The organism is Pseudomonas sp. GW-45, from assembly GCF_056896675.1.
Genome location: NZ_CM167674.1, coordinates 3,011,202 through 3,026,840 on the forward strand (window position 1 = coordinate 3,011,202; position 15,639 = coordinate 3,026,840).

General features: G+C 55.9%; 25 protein-coding genes. 1 reads left to right on the forward strand and 24 read right to left on the reverse strand.

The genetic code is table 11. The features are described from left to right. Nucleotides 1–64 precede the first annotated feature (64 nt). The 3 genes from AC1XYH_RS13965 to AC1XYH_RS13975 form a co-directional block, all read right to left on the reverse strand. Nucleotides 65–739, reverse strand: coding sequence for a hypothetical protein (locus AC1XYH_RS13965; RefSeq protein WP_483323770.1), 675 nt, complete (start codon nucleotides 737–739; stop codon nucleotides 65–67). 87 nt (nucleotides 740–826) lie between these two features. After that, nucleotides 827–1,831, reverse strand: coding sequence for a phage antirepressor N-terminal domain-containing protein (locus AC1XYH_RS13970; protein WP_483323771.1), 1,005 nt, complete (start codon nucleotides 1,829–1,831; stop codon nucleotides 827–829). Next, a complete protein-coding gene (locus AC1XYH_RS13975) occupies nucleotides 1,809–1,970 on the reverse strand; it encodes a hypothetical protein (RefSeq protein WP_483323772.1) in 162 nt (53 codons plus the stop codon). Before AC1XYH_RS13975 ends, AC1XYH_RS13970 begins: the two co-directional genes overlap by 23 nt. A gap of 119 nt (nucleotides 1,971–2,089) precedes the next feature. Between AC1XYH_RS13975 and AC1XYH_RS13980 the strand changes: the two genes are divergently transcribed. Then, the gene (locus AC1XYH_RS13980; protein ID WP_483323773.1) at nucleotides 2,090–2,353 is read left to right on the forward strand and encodes an Arc family DNA-binding protein; all 264 of its coding nucleotides are present in this window, start codon (nucleotides 2,090–2,092) and stop codon (nucleotides 2,351–2,353) included. A 6-nt stretch (nucleotides 2,354–2,359) separates the two neighbouring features. Here AC1XYH_RS13980 and AC1XYH_RS13985 read toward each other — a convergent pair whose 3' ends face one another. From AC1XYH_RS13985 to AC1XYH_RS14085, 21 genes are all read right to left on the reverse strand, one after another. Next, nucleotides 2,360–2,608: a phage tail assembly protein T gene (locus tag AC1XYH_RS13985; RefSeq protein ID WP_483323774.1), complete on the reverse strand. Its 249-nt coding sequence runs from the start codon at nucleotides 2,606–2,608 to the stop codon at nucleotides 2,360–2,362. Nucleotides 2,609–2,649: 41 nt separating this feature from the next. Continuing rightward, nucleotides 2,650–2,994, reverse strand: a complete 345-nt coding sequence (locus AC1XYH_RS13990; RefSeq protein WP_483323775.1) for a phage tail assembly chaperone family protein, TAC — start codon at nucleotides 2,992–2,994, stop codon at nucleotides 2,650–2,652. Beyond that, on the reverse strand, nucleotides 2,991–3,491 hold the full coding sequence (locus AC1XYH_RS13995) for a phage tail tube protein (protein ID WP_483323776.1): 501 nt from the start codon (nucleotides 3,489–3,491) through the stop codon (nucleotides 2,991–2,993). Before AC1XYH_RS13995 ends, AC1XYH_RS13990 begins: the two co-directional genes overlap by 4 nt. A 68-nt stretch (nucleotides 3,492–3,559) precedes the next feature. Continuing rightward, the gene (locus AC1XYH_RS14000; protein WP_483326388.1) at nucleotides 3,560–3,925 is read right to left on the reverse strand and encodes a DUF3168 domain-containing protein; all 366 of its coding nucleotides are present in this window, start codon (nucleotides 3,923–3,925) and stop codon (nucleotides 3,560–3,562) included. Between the two features lie 2 nt (nucleotides 3,926–3,927). Then, nucleotides 3,928–4,422, reverse strand: a complete 495-nt coding sequence (locus AC1XYH_RS14005; RefSeq protein WP_483323777.1) for an HK97-gp10 family putative phage morphogenesis protein — start codon at nucleotides 4,420–4,422, stop codon at nucleotides 3,928–3,930. Further along, on the reverse strand, nucleotides 4,415–4,753 hold the full coding sequence (locus tag AC1XYH_RS14010; RefSeq protein WP_483323778.1) for a phage head closure protein: 339 nt from the start codon (nucleotides 4,751–4,753) through the stop codon (nucleotides 4,415–4,417). The genes AC1XYH_RS14005 and AC1XYH_RS14010 overlap by 8 nt, the downstream gene beginning before the upstream one ends. Continuing rightward, nucleotides 4,750–5,082, reverse strand: coding sequence for a head-tail connector protein (locus AC1XYH_RS14015; protein WP_483323779.1), 333 nt, complete (start codon nucleotides 5,080–5,082; stop codon nucleotides 4,750–4,752). The genes AC1XYH_RS14010 and AC1XYH_RS14015 overlap by 4 nt, the downstream gene beginning before the upstream one ends. Continuing rightward, on the reverse strand, nucleotides 5,076–5,684 hold the full coding sequence (locus AC1XYH_RS14020) for a hypothetical protein (RefSeq protein ID WP_483323780.1): 609 nt from the start codon (nucleotides 5,682–5,684) through the stop codon (nucleotides 5,076–5,078). The genes AC1XYH_RS14015 and AC1XYH_RS14020 overlap by 7 nt, the downstream gene beginning before the upstream one ends. After that, nucleotides 5,671–6,069: a hypothetical protein gene (locus AC1XYH_RS14025; protein ID WP_483323781.1), complete on the reverse strand. Its 399-nt coding sequence runs from the start codon at nucleotides 6,067–6,069 to the stop codon at nucleotides 5,671–5,673. Before AC1XYH_RS14025 ends, AC1XYH_RS14020 begins: the two co-directional genes overlap by 14 nt. A 26-nt stretch (nucleotides 6,070–6,095) precedes the next feature. Then, a complete protein-coding gene (locus AC1XYH_RS14030) occupies nucleotides 6,096–6,374 on the reverse strand; it encodes a hypothetical protein (protein ID WP_483323782.1) in 279 nt (92 codons plus the stop codon). A gap of 56 nt (nucleotides 6,375–6,430) precedes the next feature. Next, complete coding sequence (locus AC1XYH_RS14035; RefSeq protein WP_483323783.1) at nucleotides 6,431–7,831, reverse strand: phage major capsid protein; 1,401 nt, start codon at nucleotides 7,829–7,831, stop codon at nucleotides 6,431–6,433. Nucleotides 7,832–7,845: 14 nt separating this feature from the next. Beyond that, a complete protein-coding gene (locus AC1XYH_RS14040; RefSeq protein ID WP_483323784.1) occupies nucleotides 7,846–8,694 on the reverse strand; it encodes a head maturation protease, ClpP-related in 849 nt (282 codons plus the stop codon). Beyond that, nucleotides 8,687–9,925 (reverse strand): phage portal protein, encoded by a 1,239-nt coding sequence (locus AC1XYH_RS14045; RefSeq protein WP_483323785.1) that lies wholly within the window; start codon nucleotides 9,923–9,925, stop codon nucleotides 8,687–8,689. The genes AC1XYH_RS14040 and AC1XYH_RS14045 overlap by 8 nt, the downstream gene beginning before the upstream one ends. Further along, nucleotides 9,922–11,649 carry a terminase large subunit gene (locus AC1XYH_RS14050; protein ID WP_483323786.1) on the reverse strand — a complete coding sequence of 576 codons (1,728 nt, stop codon included), beginning with the start codon at nucleotides 11,647–11,649 and terminating at the stop codon, nucleotides 9,922–9,924. Before AC1XYH_RS14050 ends, AC1XYH_RS14045 begins: the two co-directional genes overlap by 4 nt. 3 nt (nucleotides 11,650–11,652) lie before the next feature. Continuing rightward, nucleotides 11,653–12,135 (reverse strand): phage terminase small subunit P27 family, encoded by a 483-nt coding sequence (locus tag AC1XYH_RS14055; RefSeq protein ID WP_483323787.1) that lies wholly within the window; start codon nucleotides 12,133–12,135, stop codon nucleotides 11,653–11,655. A gap of 73 nt (nucleotides 12,136–12,208) precedes the next feature. Next, nucleotides 12,209–12,589: an HNH endonuclease gene (locus AC1XYH_RS14060; RefSeq protein ID WP_483323788.1), complete on the reverse strand. Its 381-nt coding sequence runs from the start codon at nucleotides 12,587–12,589 to the stop codon at nucleotides 12,209–12,211. Beyond that, nucleotides 12,589–12,735, reverse strand: coding sequence for a hypothetical protein (locus AC1XYH_RS14065; protein ID WP_483323789.1), 147 nt, complete (start codon nucleotides 12,733–12,735; stop codon nucleotides 12,589–12,591). The genes AC1XYH_RS14060 and AC1XYH_RS14065 overlap by 1 nt, the downstream gene beginning before the upstream one ends. A gap of 128 nt (nucleotides 12,736–12,863) precedes the next feature. Then, nucleotides 12,864–13,211: a phage holin family protein gene (locus tag AC1XYH_RS14070; RefSeq protein WP_483323790.1), complete on the reverse strand. Its 348-nt coding sequence runs from the start codon at nucleotides 13,209–13,211 to the stop codon at nucleotides 12,864–12,866. Nucleotides 13,212–13,441: 230 nt separating this feature from the next. Next, a complete protein-coding gene (locus tag AC1XYH_RS14075; RefSeq protein WP_483323791.1) occupies nucleotides 13,442–13,774 on the reverse strand; it encodes an antiterminator Q family protein in 333 nt (110 codons plus the stop codon). Nucleotides 13,775–14,262: 488 nt separating this feature from the next. Further along, nucleotides 14,263–14,616: a DUF1064 domain-containing protein gene (locus tag AC1XYH_RS14080; protein WP_483323792.1), complete on the reverse strand. Its 354-nt coding sequence runs from the start codon at nucleotides 14,614–14,616 to the stop codon at nucleotides 14,263–14,265. Between the two features lie 31 nt (nucleotides 14,617–14,647). Further along, the gene (locus tag AC1XYH_RS14085; RefSeq protein ID WP_483323793.1) at nucleotides 14,648–15,634 is read right to left on the reverse strand and encodes a tyrosine-type recombinase/integrase; all 987 of its coding nucleotides are present in this window, start codon (nucleotides 15,632–15,634) and stop codon (nucleotides 14,648–14,650) included. Between the last annotated feature and the right edge of the window lie 5 nt (nucleotides 15,635–15,639).

Consider the following 15,639-nt stretch of genomic DNA (forward strand, 5'->3'; position numbering starts at 1 on the left):
CACTTGGCGGGCTTAATATCGGGCATAAAAAAACCCGCCGAAGCGGGTTTAAGTAATATTGTTTCTAGTCGAATCCGGGGTAATCGGCCGACTCAAACTCGAATGTCCTTGTCCCGGCCTGAAAAAACTCAAGCCCTATCCGCAATGATCCGCCCCTCGCAACGATGCTCTCAAGCTGTTTCGCATCGCGCACAAACATCATGTCGCTTTCGTGTGTCGATGATCTTAAGCCCGTCCAAGTTTGCACTTCTCCATCACCGATACGAAGGCTGAATTTGCAATCACGGATACCGCAAAGCATCTGCCCCTTATCCACGACCATGTAAGCGTCAAAGTCGCCTCCTTTCTTGCGGAAGGTCAGGGTTAAGAACGACCCACCCCTTACGTTATACGGAAACTCGAATTGAGCGCCGTTAGCAGATTTCAGCGAAAGCGTTTCTGACTTCTCATCCGTCATACTGTCGACATATTCCGCATGTCGCCACGAAGACGTAATCTTAGTGCTCGCCGCATCGACGCTTGAAACGGCCTTACTGTCAGCGCCGGGCCTGCCGACCTCCGGCTGGCCAGTTTTGCTTGTTCCTGTCCCGATAGACCACGCTATGGGAAGCACAACAAACAAAACAAAAAGCCATCCTAAGATTCCAACCTTCTTCTTTACTTTCGCGCCGCAGTGCGGGCATGCCTTAGCACTTCTTGATACCTGCCCACCGCAATCGTGACATTTTATAACAGCCATAGTGCTCCTCCCTGATAGATAGGGAGAATGTAGCGCAGACCAGCACCAAAACCCAGCGCTTGGCTGGGTTCGGTAGTACCGCTTGGTTTATGCGGGCAGCGCGTTACGATTCACAACGTAGTTTTGAGGCTCTTCAATGGTGTTTCCGAGGTTATGCACCAAGCCCCGGAACGCCTCAAACTTGTTGCGATAGGTGCGGAACTCCCACCATGCAGCCTCTACTGCGTAACCGTTGCGGCTCAGCTCAGAAAGTATCATTTCGCAGAATGATGTTCGCGGGCTGCTCAGGTCTTCCAGCGTGACTTGCAGCGTCTCGTGATTGTCGTTGTACGGCGTCAACATTCCGGGCCGACGACAAGTCAGCGCATCCAGCGGGTAGTGAATGTTCAGCGGAGGCTTGGGGGCCGCTGGCTTTTCCTTGCCGAGCCATTCGCCATCCAGCGGCGTACACATCAGCATGGAGCAAAGATCGTTGTAGCTCGACTCGGGTATATCCTTATAGGTGCCGACCATGAAGCGATCTTTAATGCTGCGGTATATCTTGGCAAACTTGCCGCGATCACCAGCCGCCAGATCTGCTACTCGCTGCTGTACGTGGCGTTGCTGCTCTGGCGTCAGTCCTGTCGCTCTAGGGTTGACTGCAACACCCTCATTCCAGTAGGCCCAAAGCGCATCGTCGCATTCATCCTGGAAGGCTATGACATTTTCTCGTAGCTCAGGCTTTACCTTGTTGGCATGAATTGACATCAGCCACCCAGTTAACTTGCGTAACGGAAGGCAAGATACTTCATAGCGCTTACCGTCTTTTCCAGTTGTGGTCATCATGACCATGACTGAACTGAATCGCCCGCCTTGCAGCTTTCTGTGCTGAGTGCTCCAGTCGAGCCCCATTCCTTCTACTACCGGCTTCATGGGTACGAATGGGACGCCGCCCCTCTCGATCAACATAAGCTCGGCGTTGCGAAACGGGATGACATTGGATTTTGCTGTGCTATTATTCTTCATGACGTTTTGATCCTTTGTAGTTTCGACGTTATCCGAAGCCCCAGCCTGCACGCTGGGGCTTTTTTTATGCTTGATTTGGTTGCTCATCCCGCTTCATAGCCTCTTCAATCATTCTCGATACAAGCCAATTCTGGCTCCGCTCTTCTTTGCTTGCCTTATTAGAGAGCCACTCCTTAGCCTCTGGCTTCAAACGGACAATAACCTGCGCCATATCTCTAACTTTCATCGACTTCTCCTATGCATCACCGTGGTATGTGTGATCAATGTATAACCGTGATGCATTGCTGTCAACACCACGGTGATGCATTCTTTATTTAATTACCTATAAATTGACACTGGAACTCCATGAGCAGGTCTGACCCACAGTTCAATCTCCGCATACCCGCAGAGCTCCGCGACAAAGTAGCTGAAGCGGCTTCGGAAAACAGGCGCTCCGCCACGGCTGAGATAATCGCTCGCCTCGAAGAGAGCTTCCAGAGCCCTATCGGCCTGCCCGACACTACTGCAGATCAGATGAAAAACGTGCTCGAATCGCAACAGAGGCTGAATAGTGCCATGGAAAGCATTCTTCGCCAGCTGGACTCCCGCCCCATAAAGAAGCGAGATTAAGATTGCCTACTTCCACATGTCCATCGCCTGCTCCAGAGTCATCGGCGGCTCTTCCATGTGCGGCATGAAGTCGTAAATCTTGTAACCGCCGTTCTTGCTGTGCGTGTTCGCATAGAGCGTTGAAAGCTGTGCTGATCCTCGCTCTACACGCATACCCAGGTTGAAGCCGCCGCGAAGCCTTCGGTATTTCATCCATTGCAGCGCTTCCTGATAGCCAAGCCGCTGCTGGGCTTCAGCGATGGTGGAACCTCCCACCCCGCACAGGACGAGCTCATGCCAGAACTCGTCCAGTTCGCTCAGCTCTTCGTCTTTCCCGCGCCGTTTACCTCACCCATAACGCGCAGTAGCTCCATAACCAGATCGCGGTTCATGGGGCCGCGCTCAGGGTCCGCCTCGCCAGTAATGTCGCCAACAGAGAAAACCGGCTTGCCTTCGGCGTCACAAATACTTGAGGCAATGCGCCCGGCAATGGGGTCAGACTTGCTGGCCGATGCGGTGATATCCGAAATAGCAGCTGCATAACCAATGCGGCGAACGTAGACCGTTGCCTTGGCTTCTCCATCAGGCAGCGTGATTTCTTTCGCCACAGGGGCGCCCGTGAAGGCGCCCGCTGCTTTGAGGTTGTCGATGGTCAGGTTCATGGTAGTACCTTACGGATCCATACCGCAGGGCCGGAGCGCTGGATAGCGACAGCAGTTTTTACGGTAGTGTTGGCGGCAAAGTCGAACGGGAAGTCTGCGACGTTGCCGTTAAACATAAACCAAGTTCGAGTGGTTGGCACAACGAAGTCACCGGAGCTATCCAGGGTTGGCGGGATATCCTTACCATCTGACCAACCGAGAGCAAACTCGATATTGTCGTATGCTTCGTCATCGTCTTCAGCCATCTGGTGGAGGCGGACGTGTGACTCGCTTCGCGGATCAGCATCGATAGTAAAGGTTGCCTGTCCGGGCGTGCGCATGCCTCGCAAGTACTCACGCGTGGTTTTATCAAGGCATTCCACAACGATCTGGTCAGAGGGATTCCCACCGCCATTGAAGTTGTTCATGCACTCAATGTTAATGATCTGCATTACTGCGGGATCGGCGATAGAGGGTACGCGCGCATAAAGCTGCGTGCCTTGAGTCTTCATAGCCATGATGTTTCTCCTAGCGGGTTTTCAGGCAATAAAAAACCCGCTCTAGGCGGGTCGTTGGGGTTGCTCACTTAGCGCTCAACAAACCATTCAAGGTCGAACGAAAAGCGGTATCGCTTTGTATCTGGGTCTCGGCGCTCGCCGCGCCAGCTGGTGATATGGGCGTGATGCTCTACAGCATCGCGCAGAGCCTCGGCAATATTGCGGGCTGCTGTAGCGGTATCTGCGTAGACATCGACCTGCAAGTCAAAGCTATCGATATCCGGCCGCTGATTTATGTAGTTCTCTGGGTTTCCGCCAATCCCTTGCCAGACGGCATAAGGTGTTGGCGTGCCCTCCGGCGCCTCGCCGAATGGCCATAGACGCACCGGCGAGGTGCCTAGCATCGCGGTAACCGCCGGTGATGCAGCGCATACCTTGAATATGGGAGCATACATGCTCATAGGGTGCCGGCCTTCTTCTTCGCGGCCTTAATGGCCCGGTCCATTTTCTTTTCGTATTGGTCGCCGAACTCACTGATGGCGGCTGCAATGTTGTCGGAAAGTGACCGGCGCATGAATGGCGTTGCTGCGGTATTGGCTGAGCCGAATTCAAGATAGCGCCAGTGCCGGGTATCTTTGCCTGGCAAACCCTGCAGTGAGTCAGAGGTTGCGCTTCCGCCCGCGCCACCCATTACACCAACTCGAAACATTAGATCGCCGGTTGCCTTGAATCGGCGGTTCGACCAGCGCTCGACAATGTTCTTCGCGATATCTTCGGCGGTGGCTGGATCGTCCAGCCCTGCAGCGTTCTGCTTGGCCTTATTGCGCACAAGCTGGGCAGCCTTGCGCAAAGCAAAGCGCCCGCCCTTGTATTTGAGGTCTTGCTCGACCGCCTCGAATTTGCCCAACACCTCGGCAAGGCCGCCTATATCCCATTGAGTGGTATCAACCATTGTTGAGGCCTTCGGATACGGCAAGTGTTAGGTACTCACGGCCAGTCTTTGGATCGGGCAGAGCCGGACCTTCGATGTTGTATATTTTGCTGCGGTAAAGGATTCGCATGGTTGGCAGTACACCTTCTCGATAGCGAATCACAATTCGAGCCGATAGTTGAGACTGGTTCGCTTGAGCGGCTATCAAGTCCTTAACTGACAGTGGCTCAACGCGCGCAGCAACGCCGCGCCACACATCCGCCCAACCTTCGACCATTTCACCGCTATCGCTATCCTGAACAAGCCCCGGTGATTGGAACGTGATCCGGTGGCGCAGCGGGCCGGCTCTCATACACCTAGCCCAATGCGATAAAAGTGCAGCATGCGGATTACCGCTGGGTTCTCGTCTAGAGTTACGCCCGCCACCTGGCCTTCTCGGTTCTCATATAGATCGCCAATGATCAACAGAATTGCGGCGCGCACGCTTGAGGGGAAGATTGTCTCAGGCTCAGATGCCACAATATTCCCCTCTGGCGCATGCCAAGGGATAGAGCGACCGATTAATTGGCTCGCGTGATCAACTGCAGCATCCAGCATGCTCTCTAGCTCTGGATCGGCCTCAGAATCTGGCAACAGATCAAGCCGCAGGTGACGCTTAATGTCTTCAAGCTCAATCAGCATGACGGTACCCATGATTGGTTGGCAGCCCATGGACGGGGCTGGCCATGAAAGCAAACTACTTGAGCGCCAGCAGGAACGCCGCTTTTGCAATGGACCTTGAACGAGACGATGGCGCCGGGCATGAGATCCTGCCAGCGCTTGCAGGGCAGCACATCGCGCAGAAAGCCTTGATCGCCCCAGTGCTGCGTGGTGCGACAGCGATTCATGTGCGCTTCCGGGTTTTTAATCCAGGCATTCCATACCGCTTGCTTGTCTTGCTGAGCGATATACATCAGCCCGCTAGCTGGTTGGTTCAGCCGGTAAAAGTCGCTCAGCATGGTTGTCTGGCCTACCGCTTCGAGCGCTTCAACATCGCCCAGCACCACGGTGTCCAGATCGAAATACAACAAGTCGCCGGGTATTGCGTTGCTGAATAGCTCTATCTTTGACCACCAGCCAGGGAAGTCATGCTGCATGGGCACCACCGGCACGCCCGGCACCTCTACATCAGACAGGCATACTAAACCCGGCACCTGGCGGGCCAGCCACTGAACGTGGGCTGGCTTGTATTCTCCGCCGGACCGCAATACGCAAACGCGCGTGACAGGTTTACTTGATGGCAAGCGCCTTCTCCAGTTCAATGCGGGGCCAAAAATCCAGAATGCTGTGACGGCTAGCGTTAAGCACTTCGCAGGCTGATAGCTGTGAAACGATCCTGGCGAACTGGGTCGGGAACTTCCCAATACTCACGCAATTGCCCAGCGCCTTGGGGTGGTCTCCGTGCCAATGGCGCTTACCGTCCGGGGCGTATTCGCAGTCATAGCCGACCATGATCACCCGGCGGGCGCCCCACTCTGCGGCCAGGCACATAGCGCCAGCACCAGAGTTTCCGCCAAACTCGCCAATCACCCGCTCGGTTCTTTTTCCCCAGTCACTTACCGTAAGTAAGCGACCCTTAAACAACCGCAGCACCTCGCTGTAGTGCTGCTTCCACCAAGGACGATCCATGGCATAAAGCACGTCAGCCCACGGCGCTATTCGGTAGCTGGTGTTGGTGACGATGACGGCGCGGCCGTCTTGCTCTTGGCGCCACGCTTTGATTTGGTCGACGTCTGCTTGGGTGAGGCTGGGACCGCTGGCGATGCAGACAACTTCTTGCCAGTGGCCTTCGGGGGGATGGCGGTATTATCTCGACGCTTAACCAGGCCCGCGCGCTCGAGCTGAACGGTTTCCGATTCGCTGGCATCCCAGACCTGACCGCGGCGCTTTACGCCGTTATGGTCGAATGAATGCAGAGCAGTAACTTCTGGCATGTTAATTCTCCTGATATGCAGCGGGGCCAGACGCCCCGCTGCATGGTTGGGTTGCCTTATGCCGAAGCAGGCAGACCGCTGAAGTCGCCCTTAACAAACGCTTCAGGTCGGTAGACTGAGAGACCAACACGCTCTTCGCAGAGGATGGTGACCATGTTTTTCACGAAGTTGTCGCGGTCTTCGGTCGAGACCGTTACCGAGATATCTTCACGATCCCAGCCCTGGGCGCCCTGCTGGAAAGAACCAACCAGGTAGTCGCCGGCATCCATTGCTTGGGTAGGCACAACCGGGCGACTCCACAGACCAGGCACAGCCAAACCAGTTGGCGTAGTGAACAGGTACTGGTTATCAGTAGTTTTTGTGAGCTCAATGGCCGCCCAATCGATGGGGCTCAGCACAATGCCGTCCGCCTCATACTCAGCCAGGGTGACTTGCAGCAATGCGATACGCAGGCGGTCGATAGCTGTCTCGGCCTGCACGGTAACGCCGGGGTTGGCGTATGCAGTGGCTTGGGTGTAGAGGCCATTCAGGTTCAAGCCTACGCCAGAACCCTTCAGCAGTTGAGCCTCTTCTTTCAGCTTCAGGCCATAGCGCAAGCGGCCGTCGATGTAGCTCTGCAGCATGCTGGCATCGGAAAGCACCTGACGCGAAGCACGCACCCAGTGAGCGATGGTGGCGACCGGATCGGTATCCAGCTCAAAGCTCAGATCAGACTCAGGCTTTGGATTGGCCGGGTTTTCAGAAACAACGTTGGCGTTGTTGGTGAAACCGGTTTCGCGCACGTACTCGATGGAGTTTGAGGTGGTGCGGCCCCAGCTAAGCAAGTCACGCAGGAACAGACGCTGGCGGGTAGGCTGAATCATACCAACGCGGGCTGGCTCAATCAGGTTGCCGGCAGAGCTGTCCAAGCTGGTAATGGCGGCCTTGATGTTGGCGCTGAAGCTTCCCTTGTTGCCACCGGAAGCGCGCGCTGCGAACTCGGCGAAGCCTTCCGTATCAATGAACTCTTGGCCCATGGACTTGGGCTCGTGGCGCCCACCACCATCTTCCATCTTAACCATCAACTGCTCGGCTGCTTGCAGTCGCGCATTCAGCTCGCCCTGGGCAGTCAGGAGCTTGTCGACGCTGGCCTTAGTTTCATCGGAGAGCTTCGACTGGTTCTTAAGTTCTTTCTCCGACTGCTCAGCATACGTGCGCAAGTCGTCACCTACCTTCTTCAGGTTGGCCTGCACGTTTTTGTATTCTTTTTCAACATCGATTTCGTCTTCACCGGCTCGCCCATACTGCATGTGAGCGGCGCGACGAGAGACGGTTGAGCGTTCAATCAGGAATGTAGAGCAAGCGACGATTGCAGCCGAAGCTGAAATGGTTGCCATATCTACGCCAAAGGTCACCGGCACCAGCGCGGCAAGGCAGATCACTGCCAGCACAAAGGCGGCAGAAAGTTTCATCTTCATAGGTAGTGCTCCGTTTATGCGGGGAAAGTAATTTCAGGCAGCGGTTCTGCCTTCAATTTGACTGGCTTGCGACCAGCCGGGATGGCATCACGCTCATCGTTACCACCCGCATCTCGCAGGGAGGCCTTGAACTCAGATATGAGGCGCATGGCCTCAGAGCGGGGAATGCCAGAGGAACGCAGCGCGTTCTCCATGCGGCGCACAGCCAGAGCCGCCGGCTTTTCCTCGCCCTTTTCTATTTCGTCGGAAGGCAGCAGGGATTCAGCAAAGCCTTTTTCTACCGCAGCGGCCCCACCAATCCACGTTTCTGCGTCCATCATTTTTTGTACGGACTCGATCTGCTCGCCAGTGCGGGCGGCGTAGATGTCCGCCATTGATGCGTCGAACGGCTCGAGGTAGTCGGCGAATTCGCGGAAGTCATTGCGGTTGCCAGCTGCGAATATCCAGGCGTTGTGGATCATCAGGAACCCAGCACGCGCCACCTGTACCTCGTTGCCAGCCATGGCGATAATCGAAGCGGCGGAAGCGGCAACGCCCAGCACCTTCACGGTCACATTGCCGGGGTGCTCGCGCAGAAGGTTGTAGATGGCCAGACCTTCAAACATATCGCCACCAGGGCTGTTGATATTAACCACCACATCGCCGTCACCGATGGCACGCAAGGCGCCAGCAATGCGCTTGGCAGTCACGCCTTCGCCGCTCCAGTAGTCCTGACCGATAACATCGAACACGCTAATAGTGTTGTCTTCGCTGGCGGCGGCCTGAATTGAAGGGTTCCAGCGATCGAGCGCTGATGGTGATAGGTCAAAGCGTAAGCCAGGCATAGGCGCGCCAGCGCGCGCTGCGGGTAGTTTTCTACGCATCGTTGTTTCCTTTGCTGTCGCCCAGCTTGTCGATTGGTATGAGTGCGGTCTGTACGGTTAACACGTCGGCGTTGCCACCCTTGGGGGGAAGGTTTTCTTTTGACCTGCCTTCGTCCCGAGTCATCAAGCCGTGGTCGACCATCGAAGCCAAAAACGCACCGCGGCCGGCGCTGTCAGCGCGCAGCAGGCCTTCAATGCTGAACTCTGCGTAATAGGTCATCTGCTCTACAGGGCTCAGCAGATCCTTATTGATTGCCTGCTCGATGCGCGTCAACCAAGGCCGCAGGGTGAACGTGAGAAAGCCGATCATCTGCTGCTCAATACCCGTGCCCCAGCTAGTGGATTTTTCGGAATGCCCGACCATGAACGGCGGCACCCGAAACCAGCGGCATATCTCTTCTACGCTGAATGAACGTGACTCCAGCAGTTGGGCGTCCTTGGGGTTAATGCCGATAGGCTCAGCCTTCATGCCGCCCTCAAGCAGAGGCGACTGCCCGGCATTTATGGCGCCGGATATCTCTTTCAGGTTTTCTCTGAACTCGGTTCTCTGATCCTTGTTAAGAAACTTGTCCATCATGAACGCGACTGTCGGGGACAGGCCACGCTCGAACGTGCTGTTGGCGGCATTGCCTGAAGCGAGAGCAGAGCCAAAAACATTGGCTCCGTATTCAATGGCAGACAGACCCCAATCACCGTCAGTCGTGAAGCCAGGAATGCGGAAAATTCTGTTTGCTGGGATATCGCGTTGGGTACCGTCGTTGTCGGTGTAACGGTATCGGCGGTTACCCTTTGAATCTCTGCCGACATTCAGCCGGCCCGGCACAAGAAACTCCAAGGCAACTAGGCGGCGACCAATCATCTTCATTTCTGCGATGCCGTTGCCGCGCATCAGCATGGCGACAATCATTGCCTCCCAGTACACGGCGGAAGTGGTTCCGGCGTTAGGCCTGGCATGGATAAGCTGATAGAGCGGATGATCAGTTGCTGGCTTGCGGCCGGTGCTCGTGCGCTCGTAAAGCCCAAGCGGCAGGGTAGATATTGTTTCTGCGATTATCCGCGCGCAAGCCCACACAGCAGAGAGCTGCATAACTGACTTCTCGTTCACCTGCTGACCAGCAGCCGTGGTGCCAAAGTTTGCCCAAAATGCATCGTCTGTGAGACTGATCGGAACACCCAACCAGCCGAGCACGGCGGCGCGAACGCGGCCTGGCTTTTTGGCTTTCGTCTTCATGCGATGATTGGATTCCGTAGAAAGTCGTTAAAGTTGCCGCCATCTTCGGCGAGCATTGCGCGGCCAATAGCCATGATCAGCGCTACAGCGCCGTCAATCTTGTTGTCTGGGTGCTGCTTGATGGGTCGCATTACGTCGTCATTACCCGGCAGATACTTGGCAACCACGTTGCTAACGCACCACGTCATGATCGGGTGACCATCATGATGGAACCGACCAGATTCTATGGCGGCCTCCAGCTCTTTCATGGGGTCGCTCATGTTCGTGTAGTTCTGGGTAATGACGACCGGCGTGAGGCCTTCGTCTTCCATCTCGTGCGAGAGGCCCGTTGCACCATGCGGGTCAATCCCGCTTTGGGTCACCGGGTTCTGCTTGTTCGCTTCCTGGGCCTCAGCGAGTATTTCCCTGTAGTCAACTTCCGCCCCAGGGGTTTCAATAAGCTCGCCGGTGTTCACCCATTTCTGATAGCGCTCAGCCATGCGCTGATTATCTGAGTCTTTTACCGTGTCTTCGGGTACCCAGAACTTAGGCTCAATCGAGTAATAGTGGCGCTTGCCGTCAATCATTCGAGTGAACAGTCTGGCCATGCTGTTCATGTCCAGCTTTCTGGCCAAGTCGAACGCGAGAACTGTCTCCTGTCCCTCAAAGCTCTCAAGCGTCAAGCTGTTATCTTCACAGGCCTTCCAATTCTCAAGGTTGATAAACGCTGTTTTGGCGCTGGTCCACACATTGAGATGCTTGGTTTTAAAGGTGTTGGTGAATCTTGCGCTGCGAATGGCGCGCTGCTGCTGGCTTTCGAGGTAGTCCTGGAAGACTGACACACCGATATTTGGATTGGCCTTGGCCAAAACCTTTGGGTCGGTCCAGTCATCGCCCTCGTCAATGGTCCATATCCAACCGAAAAGCTCTTCATCAGGGCTGATGCCCTCCAGCATCTCGATCACCTGGCGGCGTTTGTCGTAACACGGGCCTTCGATATTTGATCCAGCGGTAGTAATGATGAACATCAGCGGCTGCCGGCGGGCGCCCATACCAGTGAGCATGGTTTCATACAGCACCGCTGTATCATGCTCGTGGTACTCATCCACAATCGCGCAGCTTGGCGAAGCACCGTCGCCGGGGTTACCTATTAGCGGCTCGAAGCGGCTACCGTCATCAGGCCGGTTCATATTGGAGGCATTAACTTCGATCCCGGCGTGCTCAACCAACATCGGCGAACGCTTTACCATCAGCCGGGCTGGTCTGAATACTTCCCACGCCTGCTTCTCGGTGGTGGCCCCGCTATACACTTCTGCGCCGAATTCATCATCAGCGGTAAACATGGCGATACCTACGCCCGCGCCGATCACTGACTTACCGTTTTTACGGGGCACCTCCCAATAGCTTTCACGAAAGCGCCGATAGCTTGGCTTGTTTCTGGGGGCCTTACGGACCCAGCCAAAAGTGACGGCCTTGCCAAACAACTGCCACGGTTCAAGCGTGACCAACTGCCGTTTGTATGCCCACTCACCTTTAGTGTGCGGCAGCAGCTGTATCAGCTTTACCTTTTTCTCTGCCTTGCACGGATCAAACTTGTACGGGAAAGCCTTTGTCTTGCTGCGGGCCACGTCATCAAAATGGCGCTGCACCGCGAGCATGATGTAACGGCAAACCGGCACCTTGCCGCGCAATACGTCTCTACCCCACTTCATCGCCTTGTCGACGTTCGGGTGGGTAGTGGCCATGATCTATCCGAGCAATGAGGCGAAAGGATTATCGCCAGTTTTCTTTTTACCCCCTGTCAGCCTCCCGCGGCTGGATGGGTCCAGCCCAAGCAGCGCCCCGAATGTCGCCATCTGCCGCATGGCCTCGTTGGCTGCTGTAAGTGCCGGGTTCTTCATCGGGCTGCCTTGGGAGCTCTCGACCACTATGCCGAACTGCTGCACAGATTCTTCAGCCATGCGCCACTTGTCATAAGCCGAACAGAACGCCTCGACGTTGTGCAGGTCGGTAATGCAAAGGACTTTCTCGCGCAACAGCTCAGGAATGAGCATGCACCACATTGTCTGCGCCCGATCCGTCATCCACTCTGGCGGATCGATATTGGTTACCTGCGAGAACTCAGGTTCATCGTTGTTCAGTGCACGCTTGCCGGGATTGCCGGCCAGCTTTTTGCGGGCTGTGGGCTTCGCCTTTCGGCCCCGACCTGGCACCTTCGCGGTTCCGGTCATGGCTCAACTTCCGAATTTTTAATTTCGCGGGCGTGAAAAAAAGACTGAGGGCGCGGTGTCGGTGCTGGCCTTCCTAGACTTTTACCCCACCCCTCCCCCTTTGCGACTCCCGCTGGGTCTTCTCCTGGTCGCACTGCTGGCAGATTGTCTGCAGGTTGGTGTCTTCATCCGCCCCACCCTCAGCAAGTGCGAGACGATGGTCACAGACGCCGTGGTTGGTGCCATGCAATGTGACTGATTTCAAACGTCCAGCAGCGGCGCATATCTGGCATAGATAACCATCGCGTTCAAATACTCGCTGCCTTTTGCTTCGCCACTTACTGCCGCCCCGACCAGAACCTTTGCGCGTTGCCCAGGCCTTACCCAGATCAGCGTGCTTTTCGCAGTAACGCTCACCACGCACCAGCGCACCGCAACCGCCAGCGTTGCATGGCTTGAGTGATCTGATTGGCATCAGGCTACCTTTGTGCCATCCATGTAAGTCTCTGGCTGTGCTTCAGGATCTTCGCTCTCTTCCTCGCCCAGAGCTTCGATCAGTGTCAGCAGCAGTTCGTTGGTCTTGCGCTGCTCTTCGATCATCTGAATCAGCAGGTCTTCCATGTGCTCTCTCCCATGCAATGCGTGACCACTTTGCTATCCACTCTCGCCGCTGCTGGCAGCTACTGCAGGCCATTACTGCGCCTTCCGCAGCACCTGAGCTACATTCCCACGTGACTGCAATATCTCAATCACTGCGGCGTTACCTGATCAATCTTGCGGGCTGCAAAGCGCTCGATAAGACTGCTCGCCACATCCCCACCCAGCACCGCAGCGAATATGCACATGGCTGCTGACAGGTAGACATGGGTGCTGAATGCCATCGCAGCCATAAACGTACCGAAACCCACGAGCCCGGCAGCACCGAACCGCATGAATATCCTTGCGGTTATCTGCTTCCAGCTCATATCAACCAGGGTGGAGGCTCGCAGCATTTCACCGCTCAAGCCTGACGCCATAGCCAGCACAATGATCAGCCACAGCGGTAGTTCTGCTACCGTCTTGGCCGCCTCTGTGATTGCTTGCTGGGAATCTGGCATAACGGGTCCTATCGTTGAATCCCCAGTCACGGCCACGAGCTAACCCGCCTGGAAGCAAAGGCGCCGCGGCATGACTGGAAAACTGGAATAAAAAGGCCTGATGGGGTCAGGCAAGGAGCATTGAAATTCAGGCATAAAAAACCCGCCTCAATGGACGGGTTCTTTCAACGCGGCAAAACCGCACTGTGCTTGAAAATATATAGTTTCTCCGCGCGGACGTCAACAGAAAATCAAGCTGCCAATCTCTTTGGCTCAAGGGCTCCATCTACCCAAGCTATGCCGGCATTAAGCATTTGACGAGCCTTGGTCTCTCCAACCCTCATGCGATGACCAACATCCATAAGAGAGCACCCTGAAGTGTAATAGCGCAAAAGCACCTCTCCAGCTTCTGGGTACCGCTTACCCAGCCTTCCGACTAAGCCATCGATAGTCAGTGCCTCCTCATCTGTAATAGCGGCTAGCGGGCGCATGCCGGGAGATTGGCAAGCTGAAACACTTGAGCCCTGCGTTACCCAAAGCCCCCACTGCTCTAGCAATTGCTCTGTTGATCGCTCAAAAGCCATGGTCAATCCCCCGTGTAGTGACCGCGCACACCATCGCGCGGGCTTGACTGGTAATGCTTCTCTGCACCCACCGGCTTATCTTGTCCATCAGTGAGCTGCTGCAGCACCCTGGTTAAGGCAATCTGCTTGCTGAGACACCGGCCTAGCTGCCTGGTGATGTCCTGCCCTGCCATGGGCTGCCAGCCCACCCCGTCACACTCGATACAGTCCAAGTCATGGAAGAGGCCTTTTGTTGTTCCGCGGCCTTGGCAGACGTCGCACACGTCCGGCAGGCCGGTGGCTTTATTAGCTATGCTCACGCCGCATCCTCTCTGTGAATCATCACGCACTTGTCCAGATCGTCCGGGTCATGGCTTGTAAACATCGCGTCACGCGGCCCCGTCACGATATAAACCCCAACACCACCCGTTACATTGAGAGTGCGACGGTAGCCGTCGTCGGTCTCCCAAATATCGATCCCTGCCCCTACTCGCTCCCACACTGGCCAGTCAGTCAAAGTGTTCGCGCTCCCAGCCGCTGCCCTTCTTCTTTACCGCGATAAACCGGAATGGGTACTGATCCGCTGCTACCTTGATCTTCACCCGAGCATCATCAGTCCAATGCCCTTTCACCTCGTGAATCTCAATCTCACCGTCTGCACGCATCACCGCAAAGTCAGGTGAATAGAAGGTGTTGTCAGCAAGACGAAACTTCAGCCCCTCGAAGCGATACCAGACGATCTCCCCCGCCGCCTTCATCAGCTCAAGCTTGCGTGAATATGCAGCCTCTGTCTGGTTCATCTTGCCAACCTTCAACCTGCCCAGCGCCTGCATTCTCGTTACTGAATTGGCTGTTTTCCGCATAACTTCATCCTCCCCACAGAGAAATACAGGATTACGCGCAAAGGCCCGCTGGCTCTGGCTTCGCGTCATTTGAAAGAAGTGCAGGAACAGCCACTTTTGCACCATGCGCCTCAGCAAAACCCAGCTCATCAAGCCGCGCGTGCCAACGCTCTAAAGCCTCTCGACGTCGTTCCATCATGTCGCGGGTCAGGTAGGTTTCAGTGGTCACGCCCAAGGTGTGATTGATCAGCAGTTCACCCACCATGTGATCGACGCCAATGTCAGCCAGGCTAGAGCGCATCAGCTTGCGCAGGTCATGGCTTGACCACTGCCGGCCACTCACCTCACGGAACAGGGCGTGCGCGCTGGTATCCGCCATGCAGTTACCGCCGCGTACCGAAAAAACCCAAGCGGCCTTCAGGCGCGGGTCGGGCAATGCCTGCCGGTACTTGTCCAGCAGCCCTAACACTTGAGGCGTTAACGGCAATACATGCTCGCGGCGGCTCTTGGTGTTGGCCTCTGGTATCACCCACACCCGTTCATCAAGCGATACTTGCGACCACCGGGCCTTCAGCGTCTCCGCAATGCGGGTGCCGTGCGCCAGCATCATCAACGGCAGCATCGCCTTGGTGGGGTCATCGTTGAACAGGTCGACCAGCTGGCGAACCAGCCCGGCTAGATCCACGCGAGACAACCGCGCGGGCTTTGGCCGCAACTTGCCCTTGTAAAAGTCCCTGAAGGTCGTGCCCTTCAGTGGGTTGTCCTCGATGCGCCCCTGCCCTTCAGCCATGCCGAATGCCTGACGTAACCCCTGCAAAGCCTTCTGCACGCTGCGTGGCGCGAGCACCTGGTGCATTGGGAATATCAGCTTGTCATCGAGCGCCACGCGGTCCACCTTCTTCAGCGGCAGCTTGCCCACCCTTGGCAGCACATGCTTACGCATCAGGCACACCATGCTGTCTCGGTACTTCTGAGACCGGGTGCTGTCATTTTCAATGCGCGTAATCCACCAGCTCACCACGTCGCCTACCGTTCTCATTGCGC

What these genes read in the sequence shown, in the direction of transcription:
- AC1XYH_RS14005 (WP_483323777.1), bottom strand. Translation starts at nt 4,422, where the DNA reads ATGGTTGATACCACTCAATGGGATATAGGCGGCCTTGCCGAGGTGTTG.
- AC1XYH_RS14075 (WP_483323791.1), bottom strand. Translation starts at nt 13,774, where the DNA reads ATGGCTTTTGAGCGATCAACAGAGCAATTGCTAGAGCAGTGGGGGCTT.
- AC1XYH_RS14055 (WP_483323787.1), bottom strand. Translation starts at nt 12,135, where the DNA reads ATGACCGGAACCGCGAAGGTGCCAGGTCGGGGCCGAAAGGCGAAGCCC.
- AC1XYH_RS14065 (WP_483323789.1), bottom strand. Translation starts at nt 12,735, where the DNA reads ATGGAAGACCTGCTGATTCAGATGATCGAAGAGCAGCGCAAGACCAAC.
- AC1XYH_RS14050 (WP_483323786.1), bottom strand. Translation starts at nt 11,649, where the DNA reads ATGGCCACTACCCACCCGAACGTCGACAAGGCGATGAAGTGGGGTAGA.
- AC1XYH_RS14000 (WP_483326388.1), bottom strand. Translation starts at nt 3,925, where the DNA reads ATGTATGCTCCCATATTCAAGGTATGCGCTGCATCACCGGCGGTTACC.
- AC1XYH_RS14025 (WP_483323781.1), bottom strand. Translation starts at nt 6,069, where the DNA reads ATGGATCGTCCTTGGTGGAAGCAGCACTACAGCGAGGTGCTGCGGTTG.
- AC1XYH_RS13965 (WP_483323770.1), bottom strand. Translation starts at nt 739, where the DNA reads ATGGCTGTTATAAAATGTCACGATTGCGGTGGGCAGGTATCAAGAAGT.
- AC1XYH_RS13975 (WP_483323772.1), bottom strand. Translation starts at nt 1,970, where the DNA reads ATGAAAGTTAGAGATATGGCGCAGGTTATTGTCCGTTTGAAGCCAGAG.
- AC1XYH_RS14080 (WP_483323792.1), bottom strand. Translation starts at nt 14,616, where the DNA reads ATGCGGAAAACAGCCAATTCAGTAACGAGAATGCAGGCGCTGGGCAGG.
- AC1XYH_RS13995 (WP_483323776.1), bottom strand. Translation starts at nt 3,491, where the DNA reads ATGGCTATGAAGACTCAAGGCACGCAGCTTTATGCGCGCGTACCCTCT.
- AC1XYH_RS14010 (WP_483323778.1), bottom strand. Translation starts at nt 4,753, where the DNA reads ATGAGAGCCGGCCCGCTGCGCCACCGGATCACGTTCCAATCACCGGGG.
- AC1XYH_RS14045 (WP_483323785.1), bottom strand. Translation starts at nt 9,925, where the DNA reads ATGAAGACGAAAGCCAAAAAGCCAGGCCGCGTTCGCGCCGCCGTGCTC.
- AC1XYH_RS14040 (WP_483323784.1), bottom strand. Translation starts at nt 8,694, where the DNA reads ATGCGTAGAAAACTACCCGCAGCGCGCGCTGGCGCGCCTATGCCTGGC.
- AC1XYH_RS14035 (WP_483323783.1), bottom strand. Translation starts at nt 7,831, where the DNA reads ATGAAGATGAAACTTTCTGCCGCCTTTGTGCTGGCAGTGATCTGCCTT.
- AC1XYH_RS14030 (WP_483323782.1), bottom strand. Translation starts at nt 6,374, where the DNA reads ATGCCAGAAGTTACTGCTCTGCATTCATTCGACCATAACGGCGTAAAG.
- AC1XYH_RS14060 (WP_483323788.1), bottom strand. Translation starts at nt 12,589, where the DNA reads ATGCCAATCAGATCACTCAAGCCATGCAACGCTGGCGGTTGCGGTGCG.
- AC1XYH_RS13990 (WP_483323775.1), bottom strand. Translation starts at nt 2,994, where the DNA reads ATGAACCTGACCATCGACAACCTCAAAGCAGCGGGCGCCTTCACGGGC.
- AC1XYH_RS13970 (WP_483323771.1), bottom strand. Translation starts at nt 1,831, where the DNA reads ATGAGCAACCAAATCAAGCATAAAAAAAGCCCCAGCGTGCAGGCTGGG.
- AC1XYH_RS13980 (WP_483323773.1), top strand. Translation starts at nt 2,090, where the DNA reads ATGAGCAGGTCTGACCCACAGTTCAATCTCCGCATACCCGCAGAGCTC.
- AC1XYH_RS14085 (WP_483323793.1), bottom strand. Translation starts at nt 15,634, where the DNA reads ATGAGAACGGTAGGCGACGTGGTGAGCTGGTGGATTACGCGCATTGAA.
- AC1XYH_RS14070 (WP_483323790.1), bottom strand. Translation starts at nt 13,211, where the DNA reads ATGCCAGATTCCCAGCAAGCAATCACAGAGGCGGCCAAGACGGTAGCA.
- AC1XYH_RS14015 (WP_483323779.1), bottom strand. Translation starts at nt 5,082, where the DNA reads ATGCTGATTGAGCTTGAAGACATTAAGCGTCACCTGCGGCTTGATCTG.